Source organism: Stenotrophomonas sp. 99219_Sma, assembly GCF_056480785.1.
On the sequence record NZ_CM151117.1, the window covers coordinates 3,646,022 to 3,668,916 of the forward strand.

Below are 22,895 nucleotides of genomic sequence, written 5' to 3' on the forward strand. Positions count from 1 at the left end.
CGAACCAAGGTTCGCACCCACCTGGCAAGGGCGCACCCACCGGGCGATGGCGTGGGTCAGAGCCCTCGCCGTGGCGAGGGATCTGCCCCGATCCTGTCAGCCCTCCCACACGCTGGTGTTGCGCACACCCAGCAGCTTCGGGTTGAACAGCGGATCCTTGCCCGCCTGGCGATGCTGTTCGTAGTCGCGCAGCGCCGCCAGCGCTGGCTTCTGCAGCAGCAGGATGGCGATGATGTTCAGCCAGCTCATCAGGCCGACGCCGATGTCGCCCAGCGACCACGCGATCGTTGCACTGTTCACCGCTGAGTAGCCGGTCGCGGCCAGGAACAGAAGCTGGAACCCGCCCATCACCCACGGCGCGGGACGATCACGGCACAGGTAGCTGATATTGGTCTCGGCCATGTAGTACAGCGCCAGGATGGTGGTGAACGCGAACGGCAGGATCGCCAGCGCCACGAACGAGCGGCCGAAGCCCGGCAGCGCGGACTCCACCGCGTGCTGCACGAAGCGCGGCCCGGCCTCGACGCCAGGCAGATTGCCCAGCAGCAGGCGCGCCTCATCCGGAATGCCGTTCACAGCCGGGTCGTAGACGTTGTACAGGCCCGTGGACAGGATCAGGAAGGCGGTAGCACTGCACACCACCATCGTGTCGATGTAGACCGAAAATGACTGCACCAGGCCCTGCTTGACCGGATGGGTGACTTCGGCGGCGGCGGCTGGATGCGCACCGCTGCCCATGCCGGCCTCGTTGGACAACACGCCACGGCGCACGCCCCACTGGATGGCGGTGCCGATCATTGCACCGAACGCTGCATCCACACCGAATGCACTGCGCAGCACCAGCATGATCACCTCCGGCACTTTCTCTGCATTGAGCACCATTACCAGTGCCGCCACCAGCAGATACGCCACCGCCATCAACGGCACCACCCACTCGGCAACCCGCGCGATGCGGCGCACACCGCCGATCAGGATCACGCCCAGCACCACCAGCAGAACCGCCGTGGTGGTCATCACCGGCACGTCCCAGGCTTCGTTCACCGCACTGGTGATCGCATTGGACTGGGTGCCGGCCAGCATCGCACCGGCCAGCACGGTGACCAGCGCAAACAGCACTGCATACCAGCGCTGGCCCAGGCCTTTCTCGATGTAGTACGCGGGGCCACCGCGGTACTGGCCCTTGGCATCGCGGTCCTTGTAGATCTGTGCCAGCGTGGATTCGATGAAGGCGCTGGAGGCGCCGAGGAAGGCGACGATCCACATCCAGAAGATCGCGCCCGGGCCACCAAAGGCGATGGCCATGGCAACGCCGGCGATGTTGCCGACGCCGACGCGGCTGGACAACGACAGCGACAGGGCCTGGAACGGTGACACACCGGCTTCGGAGCGCTCGTGCCGGAACATCAGGCGCAGCATCTCCGGCAGCGCGCGCAACTGGATGAAGCGGGTACGCACGCTGAAGTACAGGCCGGCGAGCAGGCAGAGCACCACCAGGTACGGGCTCCAGACGATGCCGAGGATGGTGTTGACGATGGATTCGATGTTCATCGGCAGCCCCTCAGAAGAACATGCCCAGGGCGACCTGGGGGCTGATGATGCGGCCGGTGTTGCGCCCGGCCACGGTGAATTCGACGCCGGCGATCAGGCCCAGCGACGGGCTGAAGTGATACTCCACCGCCGGCGCCAGGCTGACGTTGCGGCTGGCCGGACGGTGCTCTTCAATCCGCTCGATCGCACCACTGCCGTTGCGTGCGAAGCCGCTCAGACGCTGGCCGGTCTCGCGGCTGGCGGCCATTTCCATCACCCCCACCCAGCGCGAATTGAAGCTGTACTCGGCGCCTACCGACAGGCCCAGTACCGAGCCGCGCGAAATGTGCCCCTGGAAGCTGTCATCGGTGCCGTACACGCTGGTGCCGGAAATGGCAGTGCGCGACGGTGCCGGCCCGGCGCTGAGCTGGGCGCGCCAGCGCACGGGGCGGTCATTGCCCAGCCACACCACCTGCTGCACGCCCAGCGCCGCGGTGGTGCGCTGCACGCCGTCACCCTGCGCATCCAACGGATTGCCGGTGATGCGATCGTGGCTGCCGGTACTGAAGCGCTGCACAAGCGCGACCGAGATGGCCGGCCGGGTGCCATCGGCATTCGGCGCCTGCAGCAGGTACTGCAGGCGCGCGGTGGTGTCACCGGCGCGGAAGCCGCTGCTGCGCGCACTGCCGGATTCGGAGCGCGAGGCGCTGAGATTGACCTGGCCCATCACCCGGTCACTGAAACCATAGATGATCGGCACCACCGTGGCCCAGGCGCCACTGTGCTCGGCACTGCGGCGACGATCACCGTTGTTGTCGTAGTGGTCGCGGCTGTCGACCCGCACCAGATAGGGCTCGATGTACCAGTTGCCCTGCGGCAGGCCGGCGGGATTGGGAGTGATCAGCGGTCCCGTGAAATTGACGCCATCCAGACTGCGTTCCGCGGCCTGTAGCGATGGTGCGGCAAGCGCAGCGAGTGCCAGCACCAGGCAAGTGCGACGTGTGCGGCGTTGGATTCGATGCATGGAACCACTCCTGTACGACGTTGGAAGGAACTCCACCGTGCGGCGCGGGAAACGGCCCAGCAATGAGACAAATACTAAAATCGCTTGCGTACCCATCAAGCGTGTTTGAAGCAACGTAAGCTGACGCAGATGACCCAGTTTGCTGCGCGTGCATTGTTTGCGCTCTTGCGCCGCGCAAAAGAAAACCCGGCCGCGAGGGCCGGGTCAGGAGATCAACACAGCATCAGCACGACGGGATCAGCCGTGGCGGCGGCTCGCCCACTGCGCCAGCAACACGGCCGTGGCCGAGGCCACGTTCAGGCTTTCCACCGCGCCGCTGCCGGGAATCGACAGCTGCTGGTCACACTGACTGGCCAGGCCGCGGTCCATGCCCTCGCCTTCGGCGCCCATCACGTACACCAACCGTTCCGGCAGCGACGCACGGAACACGTCGTCGCCACCATCAACGAGGGTCGCAGCCAGCCCGAAGCCGGCCGCACGCAGCTGCGCCATCGCCTGGGCGGTCTCCGGCAACTGCACCAGCGGCACCGACTCCGCACCACCTTCGGCCACGCGCGCAGCGGCACCGGACAGCGCCAGCGTGCTGCCAGCCGGCAGCAGCAGCGCCTTGACGCCGAAGTGAGCGGCCGAGCGCAGGATCGCACCGAAGTTGTGCGGATTGCCGACACCGTCCAGCCACAGCGCCAACGCCGGGCCTTCGCCCAGATCCTCCAGCCACTGCGCCAGCGGTACGACAGGCGCGCGCAGCACGTCGGCCACCAGGCCTTCGTGGTGCGTGGTAGCGGCCAGTTTGTTGAGGTCGCCCTCCTCCACCACGCGGTAGCCCACACGGTTGGCCACGCACCACTTCAACACCGGCTGCATGCGCGGAATCAGCGCGTCCACCAGGTACAGCTTGCGCAGCGCCTGCGGGCGCTTGGCGAACAGGGCCTGCACGGCGTTCCAGCCATACAGGCGCAGTTCGTCATTGCCACGCCCCGGCGGTGGCGGGGTGCCGCCCTCACGCGGTGGCAGCGGGGTGGCCCGCGGCGGTCGCGACGACGGGCGGCGGGCGTTCTTCCAGGGATCATTCACTACGGGACAACTCCAGCTTGCGTTGACGCCAGAAATCGGCGTTCTTGATGCCCAGGGCATCGGGGTCGAAAATCGGATCCAGGCCCAGCTTCTTCTGCCGCTCGTAATCGCGCAGGGCCAGGATGGCCGGCTTCTGGATGATGAGGATGGCGATGATGTTCAGCCAGGCCATCAGGCCCACGCCGATGTCACCCAGCGCCCAGGCCAGGGTTGCATTATGGAACGCGCCGAACACCACCATGCCGATGATGCCCAGGCGCAGCACCAGCACGGTCAGCGGACGCTTCTTGTTGTGGTTCACATAGCTGAGATTGGTCTCGGCCATGTAGTAGTACGCCATGATGGTGGTGAAGGCGAAGAAGAAGATGGCGATGGACACGAACGCCGAGCCCCAGCCCGGCAGCACGGCTTCCACACCCGCCTGGGCATAGCCCGCGCCTTCCGGAATGCCGGCCAGGCCCTGGAAGATCGGCGGGGCGCCGGCACCTGCCGGCGAGTACACGTTGTAGGTGCCGCTGGCCAGGATCAGGAACGCGGTGGCGGTGCACACCATCATGGTGTCGAAGTAGATGGCGAAGGCCTGCACGTAGCCCTGCTTGGCCGGGTGCGAGACTTCCGAGGCGGCTGCCGCGTGTGGGCCCGAGCCCTGGCCGGCTTCGTTGGCGTAGATGCCGCGCTTGATGCCCCACTCCACCGCCAGGCCCATCATCGCGCCGAACGCGGCGTGGGTGCCGAAGGCGCTGCTGAAGATGATGCCGAACATCTCCGGCACGCGATCGTAGTTGATGATCATGATGACGATGGCGGTCAGGATGAAGGCTGCCGCCATGAACGGCACCACCACTTCGGCGAAGTTGGCGATGCGCTTGACGCCACCGAAGATCACCACGCCCAGCAGCAGCGCCACCACGATGCCGATGCCCAGCTTCAGCGCCTGCACCGACTCCATGCCGAAGGCCTGGCCATCGAGCGGGCCGCACAGTGCGGTGCCACGGCAGGCGTTGATGATGCTGTCGGCGATGGCATTGGCCTGCACGCCGGGCATCAGGAAGCCGGCGGCAATGATCGTGGCGATGGCGAAGGCCAGCGCGTACCACTTCAGGCCCATGGCCTTTTCGATGTAGTACGCCGGGCCACCACGGTAACGGCCTTCGGCGTCCTTGGTCTTGTAGATCTGTGCCAGCGTACATTCCACGTACGAGGTGGATGCGCCGAGGAAGCCCATCACCCACATCCAGAAGATCGCACCGGGGCCGCCGAAGGCGATGGCGGTGGCCACGCCGGCGATGTTGCCGATACCCATGCGCCCGGCCATCGACATGGCCAGGGCCTGGAAGGACGACACACCGGCGTCGGATTTCTCACCCTTGACGGTGAGGCGGCACATCTCGAGGAAGCCGCGGATCTGCATGAAGCGCGTGCGCAGGCTGAAGAACAGGCCGGCGCCCAGGCACACGAAGATCAATGCCTTGCTCCAGATGATGCTGTTGATGAAATGTACGGTAGCTTCCACGCGCGCTCTCTCCAGTCGGCGGGTTGTGAGGACGTCCCGTCGGCTGGAAGGGACCGGTCGATTCTCCCTGATCGAAGGCCGCTGCGGTAGCGCTGTGTTGTAGAGCCGAGCCCATGCTCGGGGTGGTGATGACGGCGGCCGGGCACGGCCTCGGCTCTACCGCGGCCGGCCCGCGTGTTCAGGGCAGCTGCGTGCGCACCCGGGCGAAGCGGCGCAGGTCGTGCAGCACGCCGCGCTTGTAGACCGCGCAGCGGTCCACGCCTTCTTCCTGGAAGCCGTTCTTTTCCAGCACCCGGGCCGAGCCGAGGTTGAAATCGACCACCCCGGCCTGCAGCCTGAACAGGCACAGCTCGTCCATCACCCAGGGTGCGAACAGTCCGACCACCCGGGTCATCAGCCCCTGGCCCCAGTACGCCTGGCCCAGCCAGTAGCCCAGTTCCGCCATGTGCCCGCGCTCGGCACTGCCCTGCTGGGCCCCGACGCTGCCGCAGGCCTGGCCGTCGATCTCGATGGCCAGGTTCAGGGTGCCGGGGGCCAGCACGCGACCGGCGAGGAAGGCCTCGCCATCCTCGCGCGTGTACGGGTACGGGAAACGATCACGCAGGCCCCGCGATACCTCGGCGTCGTTGGCATGGCGCAGCAGCGATTCCAGATCATCCGGGCGCCAGGGGCGCAGTTGGAAGCCGTCGCCTCGCAGCACGGTGGTCGGATCAGGCATGACCACCCACCGACGGCGACTCCGCCTCCTGCTTCTCCAGCTCGCGCTTCACCGCTTCCGGCGAGCGGGTGTAGGGCGCCAGCCGCGCGTAGAACGCCGGCACCACGAACAGCGACAGGAACGTCGAGAGGGTCACACCGAAGATGATCACGATGCCGATGGTGCCACGGCTGGCCGAACCGGGGCCACCGGCCACCACCAGCGGAATCGCACCGACCACGGTGGCGATCGAGGTCATCAGGATCGGGCGCAGGCGCACCATCGCCGATTCGATGATCGCCTCGCGCACGGTTCTTCCGTCGTCACGCAGCTGGTTGGCGAATTCAACAATGAGGATGCCGTTCTTCGCGGCCAGGCCGACCAGCATGACGATGCCGATCTGGCTGAACAGGTTCACGGTACCGCCACTCACCCACAACCCGACCAGCGCGCCGAGCACGCCCAGCGGCACGGTCAGCATGATGGTGAGCGGGTGGATGAAGCTCTCGAACTGTGCGGCCAGCACCAGGTACACCACCAGCAGCGCCATGGCGAAGGTCAGCAGCACCGCGCCGCCGGCACTCTGGTATTCGCGCGATTCGCCCTTCCAGTTCACCTGCGCGTACTGCGGCAGCTCTTCGCGCGTGACCTGCTGCGCCCAGGCAATCGCCTCGCCCAGCGGATAGCCCGGCGCCAGGCCCGCGTTGATGGTGATCGAGCGCAGGCGGTTGAAGCGGTTCAGGGTGCCGGCCTCGGCCACCTCACTCAGCGTGACCAGGTTGGACAGCGGCACCAGTTCGCCGGACGTCGCGCGCACGCGGATGGCGGCCAGGTCGGCCGGGCTGGCACGGCCATCGCGACCGGCCTGGACCAGCACGTCGTACTCTTCGCCGTTGTCGACGAAGGTGGTGACGCGGCGCGAGCCCATCATGGTTTCCAGTGCCGAACCGATCGCGGTGACCGGCACGCCGAGGTCGGCCGCACGCTGGCGGTCGATGTTGACCCGCATCTGCGGCCGCGTTTCCTTGTAATCCGAGTCCGGACCGACCAGGCCGGGGTTGTCGGCCATGCGCAGCAGGATGCGGTCGCGCCACTGCGCGATCTCGGCATATTCCGGGCCGCCCAGCACGATCTGGAACGGCTGCCCGCCGCTGCGCACCAGGCCACCGCCCACCTGCGTACGCACGCGCACGCCGCGGATGGTGTCCAGTTCCTTCTGCAGTTCGTTGGCCACTTCCGGCGTGCCTTCGCTGCGCTGGCGCCACGGCTGCAGGAAGATGCTGACGCGGCCGGTGTGCATTTCCTCGCTGGCACCCCAACCACCGGGCACGCGTGGATTGGCGCGCACGATCGGTTTGTCCGGGCCAACATGCGGTGCCAGCATCGATTCCACCTGCTGCACCTGCTGCACGGTGTAGTCGTAGCCGGCGCCTTCCGGGCCATCGATCATGATCTGGAACGAACCGCGGTCTTCGGCCGGCGCCAGTTCCGACGGCAGCAGCTTGAGCAGGCCCCAGCTGGCGGCCAGTGCGGCCACCATCACCAGCAGGTAGATCCAGGTGCGGTCCACGTGGTGGTCGAGCACCCGCCCATAAGCCCCGGCCAGGCGCTCCAGGTTGCGGTTGATGAAACCATGCAGGCCACGCGGCGCCTGCCCGGTATGCGGCTTGAGCAGCTTGGAGGCCATCATCGGCGTCAGCGTCAGCGCCACGAACGCGGACAACGCCACTGCTGCGGCCAGCGCCACTGCCAGTTCGCGGAACAGCCGTCCCGTGTTGCCCTCCAGGAAACCCACCGGCAGGAACACCGCCACCAGCACGGCCGTGGTGGCGATCACTGCGAACGCCACCTGCGCGGTACCGCGTTTGGACGCCACCAACGGCGGTTCACCCAGATCGATGCGGCGCTGCACGTTCTCCACCACCACGATCGCATCGTCCACCACCAGGCCGATGCACAACACCAGGGCAAGCAGGGTCAGCAGGTTGATCGAGAAGTCGAACGCATACAGCGCGATGAAGGCGGCGACCAGGCACACCGGCACCGTTACTGCCGGAATCAGTGCAGCACGGAAACTGCCGAGGAACAGCCAGATCACTGCCAGCACCAGGATCATCGCCTCCACCAGCGTGGCGTAGACGCGGTCCACTGCGGCTTCGATGAAGGTGGTGTTGTCGAAGGCAACGAAGATCTGCGTGCCCTTGGGCAGGGTCAGCGCGACCCGTTCGGCTTCAGCGCGCGCAGTACGCGCCACGTCCAGCGAGTTGGCGGTGGAGGTCTTGACGATGCCCAGGCCGATGCCCGGCTCGCCGTTGCTGCGGTAGTACGCGCGGCGCTCGGCCGAGGCCAGCTCGATCTTCGCCACATCGCCCATGCGCACCACGTAACCGTCACGACCCTTGCCCAGCGGGATGGTCGCGAAGTCTTCGGGCTTGATGTAGTTGCGCTCCACGCGCAGGGTGAAATCGCGGTCGGTCGACTCGATGCGGCCGGCCGGCAGTTCCACGTTCTCGTTGCGCAGCGCGGTTTCCACGTCGCCGGTGGTCAGTCCGCGCGCCGCCAGCTGGTCACGGTCCAGCCAGATCCGCATCGCATAGCGCTGGCGGCCGCCGATGCGGACCTGGGCCACGCCGTCGAGGCTGGAGAAACGATCGACCACGTAGCGGTCGGCGTAGTCGCTCAGCTCCAGCGTGTCCATGGTCGAGGAGACCATGTTGAACCAGATGATCGGGTCGGCATCGCTCTCGACCTTGGCGATTTCCGGCGGCCGCGCCTCTTCCGGCATGCGGTCGGCGACGCGGCTGACCGCATCGCGCACATCGTTGGCCGCCGCTTCGATATCGCGGTTGGAGGTGAACTCGATGCTGACCTGCGAGCGGCCGTTGGTGCTGCGCGCGTTGATCGTATCGATGCCTTCGATGCCGGCCAGCGCATCTTCCAGCACCTGGGTGATGCGGCTTTCGATGACCGCGGCCGAAGCGCCGGTGTAATCCACTGATACCGAAACGATCGGCGGATCGATGGCGGGCAGTTCGCGCAGGGTCAGGCGGGTGAAGGACATCACGCCCAGCACCAGCAGCAACAGGCTCATCACCACGGCGAACACCGGCCGCTGGATGGAGATGTCGGACAGCTTCATCCGCCGTGGCCCTCGGCCGCGACCGGCGCCGGTGCATCAGCCGGCTTCGCACCCGTGACCGGTGCCGCGTCCTTGGCCGCGACCTTCAGGCCCGGGCGCAGCTTGCCGGTGCCATCGACCACGATGCGCTGGCCCGCTTCCAGGCCCTGCCTGATCTCGACCACGCCGGCACGGCGCGCGCCGGTGACCACATCCACGCGCTCGACGCTGTCGTCGGCGGTGATGCGGTACACGAAGGTATCGCGACCGACCTGGACCACGGCGATTTCCGGAATCACCAGCGCCGGGCGCTCGGGGTGGAACAGGCGCACGTCCAGCAGCATGCCCGGGCGCAGGGCATGGTCGCCGTTGGCGAAGTCGGCCCGTACGGTCACCGCACGGGTAGCCGGATCGATGCGTGCGTCGACGGTGCTGACCACGCCCTCGAAGGTACGGCCTGGCCACGCCACGCTGGTGGCACTGACCTTGTCACCGACGCCGAGCGCGGCCAGTTCCACTTCCGGCACCTGGAAATCGATGTGCATGTGTTCGATGTCGTCGAGCGTGGCGATCACCGTGGTCGGCGTCAGCAACGTGCCCGGGCTGACCTGGCGGATGCCGAGCACACCGGCGAACGGTGCACGCACGCGGCGGTCACCGATGTCCGACTGCATCTGCGCCACACGCGCCTCGGCGGCATCGCGGATCGACTTCTGCGTATCCAGCGTGGCGCTGGACACCAGCCGCTGCGTGGCCAGCTCGCGCTGGCGCTTGTACAGCTGGTCGGCCTCATGGAAGGTGGCCTGCGCCTGCACCAGCGCGGCCTCCTGGGCCTGCCCGCGCAGGGTCACGATCGGCGCACCGGCGGCAACATGCTGGCCGCTTTCGAAGTGCACCTTCTCGACGATCTCGCTGACCTTGGCGGTGACGCTGATCGATTCGCGCGCCTTGGCCGTACCCAGTGCCTGCAGCGTGTCGTTCCACTGCGTGGACTGCACGACCTGCGCGGTGACCGGCACCGCTTCTCCCTGCCGACGGGCGGCGGCCTCCTGTTTGCCCGCGCACCCGGCCAGCACGGCCAGGCTGAGGCCAAGGGCCAGGGTCGAAGCGATGCGAGCCAACATGAACGGTCCTGAGTGATCCACGGCCGCCGAGTGTAGGCAAGCGCCCACAGAAGCGATATGTGCCAAGCGTTTACTGGCGTGGAACCGGCGTCGCGATAGCGCCGTGAACCCGTTCCGTGCAAGGCTGACCGCAGCGGTGTCGGCATGTGTCGAGGTGTATCCAGCCGTGCACCGCAGGCGTTGCCATCGTAGAGTCGAAGCTGCCCGGCAGAGGGCGTCGGGCGGGGGCGGATCCTGGCGGGGATCCGGCCCCGGTTTTTTTTTACACCCGGCGGATCAGTACCGGTAGTTCACCTTCATCCACAGGCTGCGGCCCGGCTCGTTGATGCGCACCGGGTCAGCCGGAAAACCGAAGTCGGCGCTGCCGGCCAGATTCAGGTGCTCGCTGTAGGCACGGTCGAACAGGTTGTCGACGCCCGCGCTGAGCTGCAGCTGCGAACTGAAGCGGTAAGCAGCGTTGAGCGCGAAGGTGGCGAAGCCGGCACTCGGCCCCAGGTCCTGCGCGACCACATTGCCTTGGCCATTTGCGACACGATGCTGGTGGGTCACCGCGCGCAGCAGCGCACCGGCACTCCAGCGCTGGCCTTCCCAGTTCGCGCTCAGGCGTGCTTCCAGTGGTGGCATCTGCGGCAGCGGGCGATGCTGGTCGCGGTTCTCGCCCCAGGCATAGGCCAGCGTGCCGCCCAGCTTCCACTGCTCGGCCACGCTCACTTCCAGGCCCGCCTCGGCACCGGCAATGCGGGCATCGACGTTGCGGGCCTGGCTCATGCCCATCATGCCGCTGCCGTGGTAGGTGAACAGGATGTAGTCCTGGATCTGCCCGGCGTACGCCGACACCCACGCCTGCACACGGGGCCCCTTGTATTGCATGCCCACATCAAGCTGGGTGGTGCGCTCGGGCTGCACGCCGGTGAACGCGTTCACCGCACCGGCCGGGCCGTGGTTGGGCGAGAACAGCTCCCAGTAGTCGGGCATGCGTTCACTGTGGCCGAGGCCGGCGTACCAGGTCAGGCCATCGGCCAGGTCCTGCTCGTAGCGCAGGAAGCCGCTGCCAAGCCATTCCTTGCGCTGCAGGCCAGCGGTCGGGTTCGGCCGGTTGCCCATCATCCCGCGCACCGACTGCCGCTCATCGCGGACGCTGGCGCGGTCGATGCGCAGGCCGCTGATCCAGCGCTGGTCGGTGCCGGCGCCGAGGGTCAACTCGGTGAACACGCCATAGCGGCGGAAGTTGGCATCGGTTTCCCAGGCGGCCTGGCGGTAGGTGTCGCGGCCCATGCCCATGCGCCCACGATGGCGGCTGTCTTCGCCATCCACACCCGCCACCAGCTGCACGTCCTGCCAGCGCCACTCGGAACTGACCCGGCCGCCCTGGGTACGGCGGTCCACGTTCGACGCCATCGGCATCGGCATCATGCTGTTCGGGTTCGGCGTGCGCAGCGTGTAGTTGTCCATCACATGGTCGGCGTTGTTGTAGTACACGTTGGCCTGCAACGTGTCCCATGCCCCCGGCAGGTTGCGCTTCTCGAAACGCGCCGCGTAGCTGGTGCGTTCGAACGCGGCACCGTCCATGCCACGGCCCGCGTAACGCGCGATCGCATCACCGGCACCGGCGGAAATTTCCAGCAGCGTGTCGGCATCCGGCGTCCAGCCGATGGCTACGTCACCGTTCCACTTGCGCCACTTCGACGGCACCACGTCACCGTGGCCGTCCTTGTAGTCATCGGCTTCGGAACGGTTGCCGCTGGCGCGTACGTAGCCGGTCGGGTTGCCCAGGGTCAGGTCCAGCACCTGGTCGTTGCGGTTGCGCGAACCGACCAGCGCACTGGCATCGGCACGCAGGCCCGGTTCCTCGAAGCGCGGCGTATCGCGCTCGAAACGCACGGTGCCGGCCGACGCGCCCGCCCCCCAGCGCACGCTCTGCGGGCCCTTGATGATGGTCAGCCGGTCGAAGCTCTCCGGCGCGATGTAGGACAGCGGATTGTCCATGCGCGACGGGCAGGCACCGATCAGGTTGCCATCGTTGCTGAGGATGTTCAGGCGCGAACCGAACATGCCGCGCAGCACCGGGTCACCGTTGGTGCCGCCGTTGCGGATGGCGGAAAAACCGGGAACGGTCTTCAGGTAATCGGCACCGTCGCTGGCCGGCACCGGCTGCCGCGGCAGACGCGGATCGGTCACCCAGTGCAGCGGGGACGACGGTGCGGCGGCGGTGACCACCATCGTGTCGAGCGTACGTGCCTCTTCGGCAGGCGCAGCGTGGGCCAGTGACGCGGCCACGGCCAGGCCAAGGGCAACCGGCAGGCGCGCGCAGGCGCCCGCGGGGCGGGAAGTCATTTTCATCGGAACAGCTCCAAAGTACGCACGCGCGCACGGCGCCCGGTCAGGCGTCGTGCGGCAGATTCGATAGGGATATCAGCGGACGAAGGAGAAGCGCGGTGGCCCGCGCGCGGCATGCGCCGGCCAACGCAGTGCCGGCAGCACCTGCTGCGACCACGGGAACACCAGCCGCGGCCGCCACAGCAGCGGCAACAGCAGCACCAGCACCGCCAGCCACGGCAGCAGGCGCATGGCCAGCACGCAGTATTCGCAGGCTTCGCCGTGCATGGCGTGGGGGTCGGGCGGGCGGCTGGGCGCGGCCGGCGCGGCGCCGTGCTGATCGTGCCCGGCCATGGCCATGTCGTGCATGTCATGGCCCATGGCGGCGTGGTCCATGCCTGCCATCGCGGCATGCTCCATCGGCTGCGCCTGCAGCGCGCGACTGACCAGTGGCGCAAGCACCATCAACAGCGTCGCCAGGACGGCGAGCTGGAGCAGAAGGCGCTGCGGGCGGGACAGGCGGGTCACCCCGCTAGTGTAGAGCCGGGTCCAGGGTTGCCCGTGCGACGAACCGTCGCAGGAGGGGTTTTCGGCAGGGCTGCGCCCTGCACCCGCAGAGGCCACGGCAGGTGCCGAAGCAACAGCAGAAGCTGGTTTCCTGAGGGATGGCGGGGTGGGTCCAGTTGCGGGGGACGCCGTAAATCCGTCCATGGAGGCTCGGTCGCGCCATCCATGGCGCTCACGCCCCCGCAACCGGACCCACCCCGCCTTCGACAGATTTCTGCGATCTGCAGTAGATCCACGCCATGCGTGGATGAATCTCCATCGGAATCGAATATTTCGAATTGGAATCGAAATGCATCCACGCATGGCGTGGATCTACCGTGTCGACCAAGGTCGACACCTACCAACAGCCGCCGGAATCTGTCAGAGGTGGGGCGGTGTCGGAGTGCGGGGTGTCAGCCGCATGGATGCGGCTGCCAAGCCTACAGGGACGTACTTGCGGCGTCCCCGCACTCCGACACCGCCCCGCCACCCCACGCAATGCCAGCTTCTGCTGTTGCTGTTGCTGTTGCTGTTGCTTCTGAGGTTGCCGGCCAGCGGCCGGCACTACCCGCGGGTGCAGGGCTGCAAGCCCTGCTCGACCCACCTCACACCGTGATGGTCTGGGTCAGTGACTCCCACGTCGGTGGCACCGGCCACGCCGCCGCCTGGTTGCCATCCAGCACCCTGCGCAGATCACGCGGATCGATCTGCGGTGCCAGCACGTGCACCAGCTCCAGCGCGTAATCACGCAGCACGCGATCGCGAGGCAGCACCGCCCAGGCAATGCACTCAGTGATCGGCTCCGGGGCCGGCCACGACCTCAGGTCTTCGTCGTTGGAACTGACCGCCATCTCCGCCAGCAGGCCCACGCCCAGACCGGTACGCACGTAGGTCTTGATCAGGTCGGCATCGAGCGCGGTCAGCGCCAGATCCGGCACCAGGCCGTTCGCAGCGAAGGCGCGCTGCAACGAGGAATTCGGCCGGGTCGAGGATTCGTAGCTGATCAATGGCTGCCGGGCCAGCGCGGCCAGGTCTGGGGCGCGGCCGGCGCGGTCCAGCGGGTGGCCCTTGGGTACCACCACCAGACGTCGCCAGCGGAACAGCGGCACCGCGATGCCATCAGTGGGCTCACCGCCAGCGGTGCTGATGATCGCAATATCGGCATCCCCCTGGTTCAGGCGGTCCAGCGCGTCGGCTTCACCGGCCTGCTGCAGATGCACGCTCACCTGGGGATAGGCCTGCTTGATCGCTGCCACCGCCGGCGGCAGCACGAAGCGCGCCTGGGTGTGGGTGGTGGTCAGGATCAGCTGGCCCTGGCTCTCGCGGCGCTGGTTGGCCGCGTAGGTGCGGATGTTGTTGGCCTCGGCCAGCACCGCGCGGGCGCGGGCGATGACCTCGGTGCCGGCCGGGGTGACCGACTCCAGGCTGCGGCCCTTGCGCACGAACAACAGGAAACCCAGCTCGTCCTCCAGCTGCTTGAGCTGCTTGGACAGACCGGGCTGGGTGGCGTGCACGCGCGAGGCGGCCAGCGTGATGTTCAGCTCGGCGTCGGCGATGGCAACCAGGTAGCGCAGCTGGGTCAGCGTCATGGGAGGGAGGCGGCGTGGGGCGGAGGTCCACTCTAGGGTCAATTGCCGTCACCAGCTTATAACCAAAGGTTGTTTAAGAAAGGTATCTGGTCATTTCCGGGCGTCATATGCCGGCGCTACGGTCAGCCGGCAGCCGCTGGCCTGAACAGCCAGCCCTCCCCCTTCGCCCGCCGAAGCCCGGCGCGGCCCCGTTTCCGGAGCGCTTCCATGGCCCTGTACGACTCCATCCTCGATACCGTCGGCAACACCCCCATCGTCAGGCTGCAGCGCCTGGCGCCCGCGCAGGTCAGCGTCTACGCCAAGGTCGAGTCGTTCAACCCGGGCGGTTCGGTGAAGGACCGTCTGGCGCTGGCGATCATCCTCGACGCCGAGGCACGCGGCCTGCTCAAGCCAGGCGACACCATTGTCGAAGCCACTTCAGGCAACACTGGCGTGGCACTGGCGATGGTCGCCGCCGCGCGCGGCTACAAGTTCGTGGCCACCATGGTCGAGACCTTCTCGGTGGAGCGCCGCAAGCTGATGCGCGCTTACGGTGCCAAGGTGATCCTGACCCCGGCCGCCGAGCGCGGCAGCGGCATGGTGCGCAAGGCGGCCGAACTGGCCGAGCAGCACGGCTGGTTCCTGGCCAGCCAGTTCGCCAACCCGGCCAACCCGGCCTATCACCGCAACACCACCGCTGCCGAGATCCTGCGCGACTTCGCCGGCAAGCGGCTGGACTACTTCGTCAGTGGCTGGGGCACGGGTGGCACGCTTACCGGCGTGGGCGAAGTGCTGAAGGTCGCGCGCCCGCAGACCCGCATCATCGCCACCGAACCGGCCGGTGCCGCGCTGCTGAAGGGCGATGACTGGAAGCCGCACAAGATCCAGGGCTGGACCCCGGACTTCGTGCCGGACGTGCTCAACCGCGATGTGGTGGACGAACTGGTCTCGGTCGAAGATGACCGCGCGATCGCCACCGCGCGTCGCCTGGCTGCGGAGGAAGGCATCTTCGTCGGCATCTCCGCCGGCGCCACCGTGGCCAGCGCGCTGGACGTGGCCGCCCGCGCTGAACCGGGCTCGGTGATCCTGGCAATGCTGCCCGATACCGGCGAGCGCTATTTCTCCACACCGCTGTTCGCCGATGTGAATGAGGGTTCCGACGACGACTGGCTGGCCGGCCTGCCGTGATGCATCGGGTCGGATCCCTTTCCTGCAGGGAAAGGGCTCTGACCCGGTTCGCCAGAACCATGGATCGCAGGGGTCAGAGCCTTTTCCGTGCGGAAAAAAGCTCTGAGCCCTTTCTGCTTCAGCCTGCGTGAAGGCGTCGCCCGCCATCGTGCGTGAAGGCCGTCGGATCGCAGCGCGTGAGACGGTCATGACGCAGTATCGATGCCCTGTCCCCTACCGTGGGAACAGCCGGCGCAGATGCTGCGCGGAACACCTCACAGGCAGGAGACGGACGCATGAAGATCGAAGTTTGGCAGGGCGATATCACGACCCTGGCGGTGGATGCGATCGTCAACGCGGCCAATGAAACACTGCTCGGCGGCGGCGGCGTCGACGGCGCGATCCATCGCGCGGCCGGGCCGGCATTGCTGGCCGAGTGCGAGCAGTTGCCGGAACTGCGTCCGGGCGTGCGTTGCCCGACCGGTGAAGTGCGCGCCACCGACGCTTACGCATTGCCTGCGCGGCATGTACTGCACACGGTGGGCCCGGTCTGGCACGACGGCCAGCGCGACGAACCGGCATTGCTGGCCAACTGCTACTGGAAATCGCTGCAGTTGGCCGAGTCGTTGGGCGTGAAGTCGATCGCGTTCCCGGCGATCAGCTGCGGTGTGTATGGCTATCCGCTGTACCAGGCCGCGCAGATCGCAGTGACGGAAACACTGGCGTGGCAGCGCAGCCATGCACAGCCGATGCGCATCGTGCTGGTGGCGTTCAACACTGCTACGGCGAAGGCCTACCAGCAGGCATTGAGCGCCGCGGGACAAAGCACGGACAACGAACCGCGCGGATCGATGCTGCCGCCTCTGGGCGATGCGGGCTTCGCCGCTGCGCACTGAACCGCAGCGCTTCCGGTAAAAGGAAAGGCCGGGCATTGCCCGGCCTTTCCCGTTGCGGCCTTGAGGTCATCCACGCTACGCGTGGATCACCTCAACGGCTGGCTGCTTCCACCGCAGCAGCGGCGTCATCGGCCACGGCAGCAGCTGCATCGGCAGCGGCGCGTGCGGCCGAGGCGGCAGCACCGTCGGCGCTGGCACCTTCGACCTGCACGCGCACTTCCACCAGGCCCGCACCGTTGTTCAGGCTGGACACGTCGACGGTGTAGTGACCGGCCGGCAGCGTCTCTTCCAGGCGTGCATTGGTGCCATTGCCACTGTCGTCGTCGGTCAGCTCAACGTCGCCGCCGACCACGCGCAGCACGGTATCGACCTGGCTGGAAATCGCGTCCAGGCGCACATCGGCCGGACGATCCAGGGTCAGCAGGAAGCGGCGGCGGCCTTCGTTGTCCAGCATGGTGTACGCGCTGCCCGACTTCGGCAGTGCCGTGCCATCGCGATCCACCAGGTTGCCTGGCAGTTCAATGCGGGTGGCCGACAGGGTGAACATGCCATTGACGCCGTCGCCGAGGCCGCGTGCAGTCAGGGTGTACTTGCCCGGCTTCAGCGAGAGGTTCAGGCGCGAGTTGGTGCTGTCGCCGCCGTCATCGTTCTCGGCATCCACGCCCTGGCCGGACAGCTTCAGCACCGGATCGAAGACATCCGAGACCAGGCGGATCTCGTACAGGCCTGCCTTCTCCACCTGCAGGGTGTAGTCCTGCGAGTTGCTGGCCAGCATGTCGACGATCTCACCACTGCCCACCAGCGGCTTGCCGTCGTACGGCTTCAGCTTCTCGGCGCGCAGGCGGTACGGGCCAAAGGCGCTGGGACCGTTGGCGTTGACCGCCACCTGGTAGGTGCCGCCACCGTTGGCACGGAAGGCCAGCGAGACATCGCCTTCGCGTTCGTAACCGGTATTGCTGGTGGACACCAGGCTGCCGTTGTTGAACACGGCGATCGAACCGGTCAGTGCGCCGGTGAGCTTCAGGCCGACCAGTTCCCTGTCTTCCAGCTTGATCTGGTACAGCTGGTGATGGCTGCCGTCGTTGAAGTTGATGCCGCTGCGCGAGGTGATCTCGCCGGACACCGGCTTGTCGAAATCGAGCGACGCGGCCTTGCCTGCGTCACCACCGCCACCGATGCGGTTGCAACCGCCAGCGATCAGGACCGTGGCGACGGCCAGTGTGATTACTGCCAAACGCATGTTTTTTCTCCTTGGCCTTCCATGTATGTCCCGCACACCGGCCCGGTGCGTGGGGGCGGAAAAGATACCCGCAAAAGCAAACGCCGGCGTGATGCCGGCGTTGCCCTGTTCATCCTGCGATGGGACGGATCAACCGTTCCACTTGCCCAGCGCGGCCAGGCCGTTGTCCTTGGCGCGCTCGTACACGGTCTTCTGGGCGGCAGCGTAGTTGCCCTTCATGTCCTTGGCCCACAGCTTCAGCGCGGCCTGCTGCATGGCGCGGCCGTAGGAGAAGCTCAGCGGCCACGGCAGGTTGCCCAGCTGGTTCATCGCGTTCAGATGCTCGGTGGACTGCTCGTCGCTCTGGCCACCGGACAGGAACACCACGCCCGGCAGGATGGCCGGCACGGTGCTCTTCAGGCACATCACGGTCGACTCGGCCACTTCCTCGACGTCGGCCTGCTCATCGCAGCCCTTGCCGGAGATGACCATCGAGGCCTTCAGGATGGTGCCTTCCAGCAGCACGTTCTGCTGGTACAGGGCATCGAACAGCGAACGCAGGGTGGCTTCGGTGACTTCGTAGCAGGTCTCGATGTCGTGGTCGCCGTCCATGATCACTTCCGGCTCGACCATCGGCACCAGGCCGCATTCCTGGCACAGGGCGGCATAGCGGGCCAGCGCGTGGGCGTTGGACTCGATGCAGGTGCCCGACGGAATGCTTTCGCCGATGTTGATCACCGCACGCCACTTGGCGAAGCGCGCACCCAGCTTGTAGTACTCCTGCAGGCGCTCGCGCAGGCCGTCCAGGCCTTCGGTCACCAGCTCGCCCGGGCAGCCGGCCAGCGGGTGCGCACCCTTGTCCACCTTGATGCCCGGAATCATGCCGTGGTCGGCCATGTACTTGGCGAACGGCACGCCGTCCTTGGTCGACTGACGGATGGTTTCGTCAAACAGGATGGCGCCGGAAATGTGCTCGTTGAGCTTCGGCGTGGTCAGCAGCAGTTCGCGGTAGGCACGACGGTTCTCCTCGGTGTTCTCGATACCGACGCCAGCGAAACGCTTGGCGATGGTAGCGGTGGATTCGTCGATCGCGATGATGCCCTTGCCCGGGGCAACCATGGCCTGGGCGGTTTCAGCCAGCTGTTCGATGCTCATGTACTTCCTGTGGCGGGTGCGGGAAAAACGTAAGTATAGCCCCGCCGCCCGTTGCACCGACGTGCAGGGCAGTCTGGAAACGATTCCAATGTCCGCACCGGACAGGCGATGTCCTGTTGCGCCGGGTCACGACCCCTTCGGGGATCTGACCCCGGGTCGGACCCGCGCAGCGGCTCCGACCCGGGGCCGCCTGGGTTTACAGATCGCCCAGGCCGCTGGCGCGGCCGTCTTCGCCCACTTCCAGCAGGCGCAGGGTGTTGGTCGCGCCCAGGGTTTCCATGTGCTCACCGCTGGTGAACACGACGCGGTCACCGGCCTGCAGCAGTTCGGCTTCCACCAGCAGGCGGATGCTGCCGCGTGCGGCTTCACGCGGGGTCAGGCCACGGCTGTCGAAGTTGATCGGGTAGACATCGCGCATCAGCGCCATCTGGCGGCGTGCACCGTCGTGGCGGGTGACCGCGAACACCGGCGCCTTGGCGCGGAAACGCGACAGGTAGCGGGCGGTGCCACCGGATTCGGTCATCGCCACGATCGCGCGCACGCCCACGTGCTGCGACAGGAACATGGTGGCCATGGCAATGGCCTGGTCGGCACGTTCCAGGTTGCGCGGCGAAGCGTTGAAGTCGGTCTCGGTCTGGAACTGGCGCTCTGCACCCAGGCAGATGCGCGCCATCGCTTCCACGGCCTTGACCGGGTAGGCACCGGCAGCAGTTTCGGCCGACAGCATGACCGCATCGGTGCCGTCGATGACCGAGTTGGCCACGTCCAGCACTTCGGCGCGGGTCGGAATCGGGCTTTCGACCATCGACTGCAGCATCTGCGTAGCGGTGATGACCACCTTGTTCTGCGCCAGCGAGGCCTTGATGATCTTCTTCTGCAGGCCCGGCAGTTCGGCATCGCCGATTTCCACGCCAAGGTCGCCACGGGCCACCATCACCACGTCGCTGGCCTCGACGATCTCTTCCAGGTTCTCGATCGCCTCGGTGCGCTCGATCTTCGACACCAGCGCGGCATCGCAGCCGTGCGAGCGGGCGATCTCACGCGCGTCGTTCATGTCCTGCGCATTGCGGCAGAACGACACGGCGATGAAGTCGACACCGATCTTGGCGACGATGCCGATCAGTTCCTTGTCGCGCTCGGTCAGCGCGCCCAGCGACAGGCCACCGCCCTGCTTGTTCAGGCCCTTGCGGTCGGACAGCACACCGTCGTTCAGTACGGTGTTGATGATGCGTTCGCCCTGCACTTCCACCACCTGCAGCTGCATCAGGCCGTCGTCGAGCAGCAGCACATCGCCCGGACCCACGTCCTGCGGCAGGCCGAGGTAGCTCACGCCCACCTGGGTGGCGTCACCCGGGCCGGCGCTGGTGCTTGCGATCAGGTCGAAGCGGTTGCCCGCCTTCAGCTGTACCTTGCCTTCGGCGAAGCGCTCGATACGGATCTTCGGGCCCGGCAGGTCGGCCAGGATGCCGACTTCCACGCCCACGCGGGCCGCGGCAGCGCGCACTTCGGCAGCACGCTTGGCCTGGCCGGAGGGATCGCCATGGCTGAAGTTCAGGCGCACCACGTTGACGCCGGCGCGGAACAGATCCTCCAGCACGCCCGGCGGATCAGTGGCCGGACCGAGGGTGGCAAGGATCTTGGTGCGACGCTGACGCTCGAACATGGTGAATGGGCCTCTCCCGATAAAGAATGGAAATTAGCACATCCTTCACGCCGCATGTATACGGTTACAGCCTTGTGCCGCCTGACTTCGCGGGTCATGGAACGGACATCGGCCGGACATACGCTGGCGCAGGGTGGTGGTGGCGCCGGGCATGGCCCGGCGTTACCGATCAACGGCGCATCACGCCAGCAGCGTTTCCAGCTGCGCCGGCTCACGGGCCAGCTGCCCGGCACCGGCTTCGGTGAGTTCGGCCTCACCGCCAAAGCCCCACAACACACCGACGCTGCGCAGGCCATGGTGACGCGCGCCTTCAATGTCCATGCGGCGGTCGCCGATCATCCAGCAGTGCGCCGGCTGCACCTGCAACCGGCGCAGCGCTTCGCCGACCAGTTCCGGCTTGTGGCTGCGCGAGCCATCCAAGGTTGAACCGACGATCTCCTCGAACAGCCCGCCGAACGGAAGGTGGGCAAGGATGCGGCGCGCGTGCGGTTCGTTCTTGGCAGTGACCACCGCCAGGCGATGGCCACGACCATGCAGCGTGCGAAGGGTGTCTTCCACCTGCGGGTACACCGTGTGCTCGCGCCAGCCCTCGGCGTCGAAGCGCTCACGGTAGTAGCCCACCGCCTGTTCCACCCGCGCCGGTTCACCGAACAGCGGCGCGAAGGTGGTGCGCAGCGACGGACCGATCCAGCCCAGCAGGGTCTCCTGCGGTGGCACCGGATGGTCCATCTTCTGCAGCGCATAGGCGATGCAGGCGGTGATACCCACCTGCGAATCGATCAGCGTACCGTCCAGGTCGAAGAACAGGACATCCTTGCTGCGATCGGCACTCATGCGCCGCGCGCGTCGAGTGCGGCCACCGCCGGCAGGGTCTTGCCTTCCAGGAATTCCAGGAACGCACCGCCACCGGTGGAGATGTAGCTGACCTGCTGGGCGATATCGAACTTGTCGACCGCGGCCAGGGTGTCGCCGCCACCGGCGATGGAGAACGCCGGCGAACTGGCGATGGCACGGGCCAGCGCTTCGGTGCCCTTGCTGAAGGCCTCGAATTCGAACACACCGACCGGACCGTTCCAGACCACGGTACCGGCCTTCCCGATCAGCTGCGCGTACTGCGCCGCGGTCTGCGGGCCGATGTCCAGGATCAGGTCGTCTTCGGCAACGGCGTCGACCGCCTTCACTTCGGCAACCGCGTCCGGCATGAACTGCTTGGCGGTGACCACGTCCACCGGCAGCGGGATATCGGCGCCACGCGCCTTGGCATCGGCCACGATCTTCTTCGCGGTGTCCAGCAGGTCCGGCTCGTACAGCGACTTGCCGACGTTGTAGCCGGCGGCAGCGATGAAGGTATTGGCGATGCCACCACCGACGATCAGCTGATCGACCTTGCCGACCAGGTTGGCCAGCAGTTCCAGCTTGGTGCTGACCTTGCTGCCGGCGACGATGGCCAGCAGCGGCTTGGCCGGTGCATCCAGCGCCTGCGCCAGCGCGTCCAGCTCGGCCATCAGCAGCGGGCCACCGGCCGCGACCGGGGCGAAGCGGATGACGCCATGGGTCGAAGCCTGCGCACGGTGCGCAGTGCCGAAGGCATCCATCACGAACACATCGCACAGGGCGGCGTACTTCTTCGACAGGGCTTCATCGTCCTTGCCCTCGCCGACGTTCATGCGGCAGTTTTCCAGCAGCACCAGCTGGCCCGGCTGCACGTCGACACCGTCGACCCAGTCGCGCACCAGCGGAACCTCGCGACCGAGCAGCTCGGACAGGCGCTGGGCCACCGGCGCCAGCGAATCGGCTTCGCTCCACACACCTTCCTTCGGGCGCCCCAGGTGTGAGGTGACCATCACCGCCGCGCCCTGCTCCAGCGCGCGCTTGAGCGTCGGCAGCGAAGCGGTGATGCGCTGTTCGGAGGTGATGCGGCCATTCTCGATCGGCACGTTCAGATCCTGGCGGATCAGCACGCGCTTGCCGGAGAGGTCGAGGTCGGTCATGCGGACGATGGACATGGGCAACTCTTTGGCTCAGGGACGGGATGCCGGGCTACGGCAGACGGCCATTGTATCGGGTGCGGGTGGTGGGAGGGCCGATGCCTGCGGCAGGCAGAGGCGCACAGCAACTGCAACAGCTACGGCAACGGCCAAAGCGCTGGCGCTTCGTGATGCTGGGGCTGGGCCGGGGTAGTGTGGGCTGGCAGGGGACGCCGTGAATCCGTCCCTGGAGGCTTAGCCGCGCCATCCATGGCGCGGATACCCCTGCCAGCCCACACTACCCCGGCCTCGAAAGGTTCA

Annotated in this window: 17 protein-coding genes; 2 read left to right on the plus strand and 15 right to left on the minus strand. The window is 67.0% G+C overall.

Annotated features, from left to right (window positions below):
- Positions 1-96: 96 nt before the first annotated feature.
- From ACZK13_RS16700 to ACZK13_RS16745, 10 genes are all read right to left on the minus strand, one after another.
- Positions 97-1,548 (minus strand): alanine/glycine:cation symporter family protein, encoded by a 1,452-nt coding sequence (locus ACZK13_RS16700; protein ID WP_180838160.1) that lies wholly within the window; start codon positions 1,546-1,548, stop codon positions 97-99.
- A gap of 10 nt (positions 1,549-1,558) precedes the next feature.
- Complete coding sequence (locus tag ACZK13_RS16705; RefSeq protein WP_125892714.1) at positions 1,559-2,551, minus strand: hypothetical protein; 993 nt, start codon at positions 2,549-2,551, stop codon at positions 1,559-1,561.
- A 237-nt stretch (positions 2,552-2,788) separates the two neighbouring features.
- Positions 2,789-3,625 (minus strand): TrmH family RNA methyltransferase, encoded by an 837-nt coding sequence (locus ACZK13_RS16710; protein WP_125892712.1) that lies wholly within the window; start codon positions 3,623-3,625, stop codon positions 2,789-2,791.
- Positions 3,618-5,138, minus strand: a complete 1,521-nt coding sequence (locus ACZK13_RS16715) for an alanine/glycine:cation symporter family protein (protein WP_180838158.1) — start codon at positions 5,136-5,138, stop codon at positions 3,618-3,620. The genes ACZK13_RS16710 and ACZK13_RS16715 overlap by 8 nt, the downstream gene beginning before the upstream one ends.
- A gap of 178 nt (positions 5,139-5,316) precedes the next feature.
- Positions 5,317-5,856: a GNAT family N-acetyltransferase gene (locus ACZK13_RS16720; RefSeq protein ID WP_180838157.1), complete on the minus strand. Its 540-nt coding sequence runs from the start codon at positions 5,854-5,856 to the stop codon at positions 5,317-5,319.
- The gene (locus ACZK13_RS16725) at positions 5,849-8,974 is read right to left on the minus strand and encodes an efflux RND transporter permease subunit (protein WP_049425136.1); all 3,126 of its coding nucleotides are present in this window, start codon (positions 8,972-8,974) and stop codon (positions 5,849-5,851) included. Before ACZK13_RS16725 ends, ACZK13_RS16720 begins: the two co-directional genes overlap by 8 nt.
- A complete protein-coding gene (locus ACZK13_RS16730; RefSeq protein ID WP_253144035.1) occupies positions 8,971-10,077 on the minus strand; it encodes an efflux RND transporter periplasmic adaptor subunit in 1,107 nt (368 codons plus the stop codon). The genes ACZK13_RS16725 and ACZK13_RS16730 overlap by 4 nt, the downstream gene beginning before the upstream one ends.
- Positions 10,078-10,353: 276 nt before the next feature.
- Positions 10,354-12,417, minus strand: a complete 2,064-nt coding sequence (locus ACZK13_RS16735) for a TonB-dependent copper receptor (protein ID WP_253144038.1) — start codon at positions 12,415-12,417, stop codon at positions 10,354-10,356.
- A 72-nt stretch (positions 12,418-12,489) separates the two neighbouring features.
- Positions 12,490-12,921, minus strand: coding sequence for a DUF2946 domain-containing protein (locus ACZK13_RS16740; protein WP_121504473.1), 432 nt, complete (start codon positions 12,919-12,921; stop codon positions 12,490-12,492).
- A gap of 623 nt (positions 12,922-13,544) precedes the next feature.
- Positions 13,545-14,528 carry a LysR family transcriptional regulator gene (locus ACZK13_RS16745; RefSeq protein WP_043403003.1) on the minus strand — a complete coding sequence of 328 codons (984 nt, stop codon included), beginning with the start codon at positions 14,526-14,528 and terminating at the stop codon, positions 13,545-13,547.
- Positions 14,529-14,735: 207 nt separating this feature from the next.
- Here ACZK13_RS16745 and cysK point away from each other — a divergent pair, with 207 nt between their 5' ends.
- Both cysK and ACZK13_RS16755 read left to right on the plus strand, forming a co-directional pair.
- Complete coding sequence (gene cysK / locus ACZK13_RS16750; RefSeq protein ID WP_032127874.1) at positions 14,736-15,695, plus strand: cysteine synthase A; 960 nt, start codon at positions 14,736-14,738, stop codon at positions 15,693-15,695.
- A 275-nt stretch (positions 15,696-15,970) separates the two neighbouring features.
- Positions 15,971-16,570: an O-acetyl-ADP-ribose deacetylase gene (locus ACZK13_RS16755; RefSeq protein ID WP_032127873.1), complete on the plus strand. Its 600-nt coding sequence runs from the start codon at positions 15,971-15,973 to the stop codon at positions 16,568-16,570.
- 91 nt (positions 16,571-16,661) lie between these two features.
- On the opposite strand, the gene ACZK13_RS16760 is transcribed toward ACZK13_RS16755, so the two are convergent.
- The 5 genes from ACZK13_RS16760 to ACZK13_RS16780 all read right to left on the minus strand — a co-directional run bounded on the left by ACZK13_RS16760 (position 16,662) and on the right by ACZK13_RS16780 (position 22,613).
- Complete coding sequence (locus ACZK13_RS16760) at positions 16,662-17,810, minus strand: ABC transporter substrate-binding protein (protein ID WP_253144755.1); 1,149 nt, start codon at positions 17,808-17,810, stop codon at positions 16,662-16,664.
- A 129-nt stretch (positions 17,811-17,939) separates the two neighbouring features.
- Positions 17,940-18,944 carry a class I fructose-bisphosphate aldolase gene (locus ACZK13_RS16765; protein WP_010481439.1) on the minus strand — a complete coding sequence of 335 codons (1,005 nt, stop codon included), beginning with the start codon at positions 18,942-18,944 and terminating at the stop codon, positions 17,940-17,942.
- 196 nt (positions 18,945-19,140) lie between these two features.
- Positions 19,141-20,607, minus strand: coding sequence for a pyruvate kinase (pyk, locus tag ACZK13_RS16770; protein WP_125892698.1), 1,467 nt, complete (start codon positions 20,605-20,607; stop codon positions 19,141-19,143).
- A 180-nt stretch (positions 20,608-20,787) separates the two neighbouring features.
- On the minus strand, positions 20,788-21,441 hold the full coding sequence (locus ACZK13_RS16775; RefSeq protein ID WP_253144758.1) for an HAD-IA family hydrolase: 654 nt from the start codon (positions 21,439-21,441) through the stop codon (positions 20,788-20,790).
- Complete coding sequence (locus tag ACZK13_RS16780; RefSeq protein ID WP_032127869.1) at positions 21,438-22,613, minus strand: phosphoglycerate kinase; 1,176 nt, start codon at positions 22,611-22,613, stop codon at positions 21,438-21,440. Before ACZK13_RS16780 ends, ACZK13_RS16775 begins: the two co-directional genes overlap by 4 nt.
- Positions 22,614-22,895 lie beyond the last annotated feature (282 nt).

Coding starts and splice junctions, on each gene's coding strand:
- ACZK13_RS16700 (WP_180838160.1), bottom strand. CDS start 1,548: ATGAACATCGAATCCATCGTCAACACCATCCTCGGCATCGTCTGGAGC.
- ACZK13_RS16705 (WP_125892714.1), bottom strand. CDS start 2,551: ATGCATCGAATCCAACGCCGCACACGTCGCACTTGCCTGGTGCTGGCA.
- ACZK13_RS16720 (WP_180838157.1), bottom strand. CDS start 5,856: ATGCCTGATCCGACCACCGTGCTGCGAGGCGACGGCTTCCAACTGCGC.
- ACZK13_RS16725 (WP_049425136.1), bottom strand. CDS start 8,974: ATGAAGCTGTCCGACATCTCCATCCAGCGGCCGGTGTTCGCCGTGGTG.
- ACZK13_RS16730 (WP_253144035.1), bottom strand. CDS start 10,077: ATGTTGGCTCGCATCGCTTCGACCCTGGCCCTTGGCCTCAGCCTGGCC.
- ACZK13_RS16735 (WP_253144038.1), bottom strand. CDS start 12,417: ATGAAAATGACTTCCCGCCCCGCGGGCGCCTGCGCGCGCCTGCCGGTT.
- ACZK13_RS16745 (WP_043403003.1), bottom strand. CDS start 14,528: ATGACGCTGACCCAGCTGCGCTACCTGGTTGCCATCGCCGACGCCGAG.
- cysK (WP_032127874.1), top strand. CDS start 14,736: ATGGCCCTGTACGACTCCATCCTCGATACCGTCGGCAACACCCCCATC.
- ACZK13_RS16755 (WP_032127873.1), top strand. CDS start 15,971: ATGAAGATCGAAGTTTGGCAGGGCGATATCACGACCCTGGCGGTGGAT.
- ACZK13_RS16760 (WP_253144755.1), bottom strand. CDS start 17,810: ATGCGTTTGGCAGTAATCACACTGGCCGTCGCCACGGTCCTGATCGCT.
- ACZK13_RS16765 (WP_010481439.1), bottom strand. CDS start 18,944: ATGAGCATCGAACAGCTGGCTGAAACCGCCCAGGCCATGGTTGCCCCG.
- pyk (WP_125892698.1), bottom strand. CDS start 20,607: ATGTTCGAGCGTCAGCGTCGCACCAAGATCCTTGCCACCCTCGGTCCG.
- ACZK13_RS16775 (WP_253144758.1), bottom strand. CDS start 21,441: ATGAGTGCCGATCGCAGCAAGGATGTCCTGTTCTTCGACCTGGACGGT.
- ACZK13_RS16780 (WP_032127869.1), bottom strand. CDS start 22,613: ATGTCCATCGTCCGCATGACCGACCTCGACCTCTCCGGCAAGCGCGTG.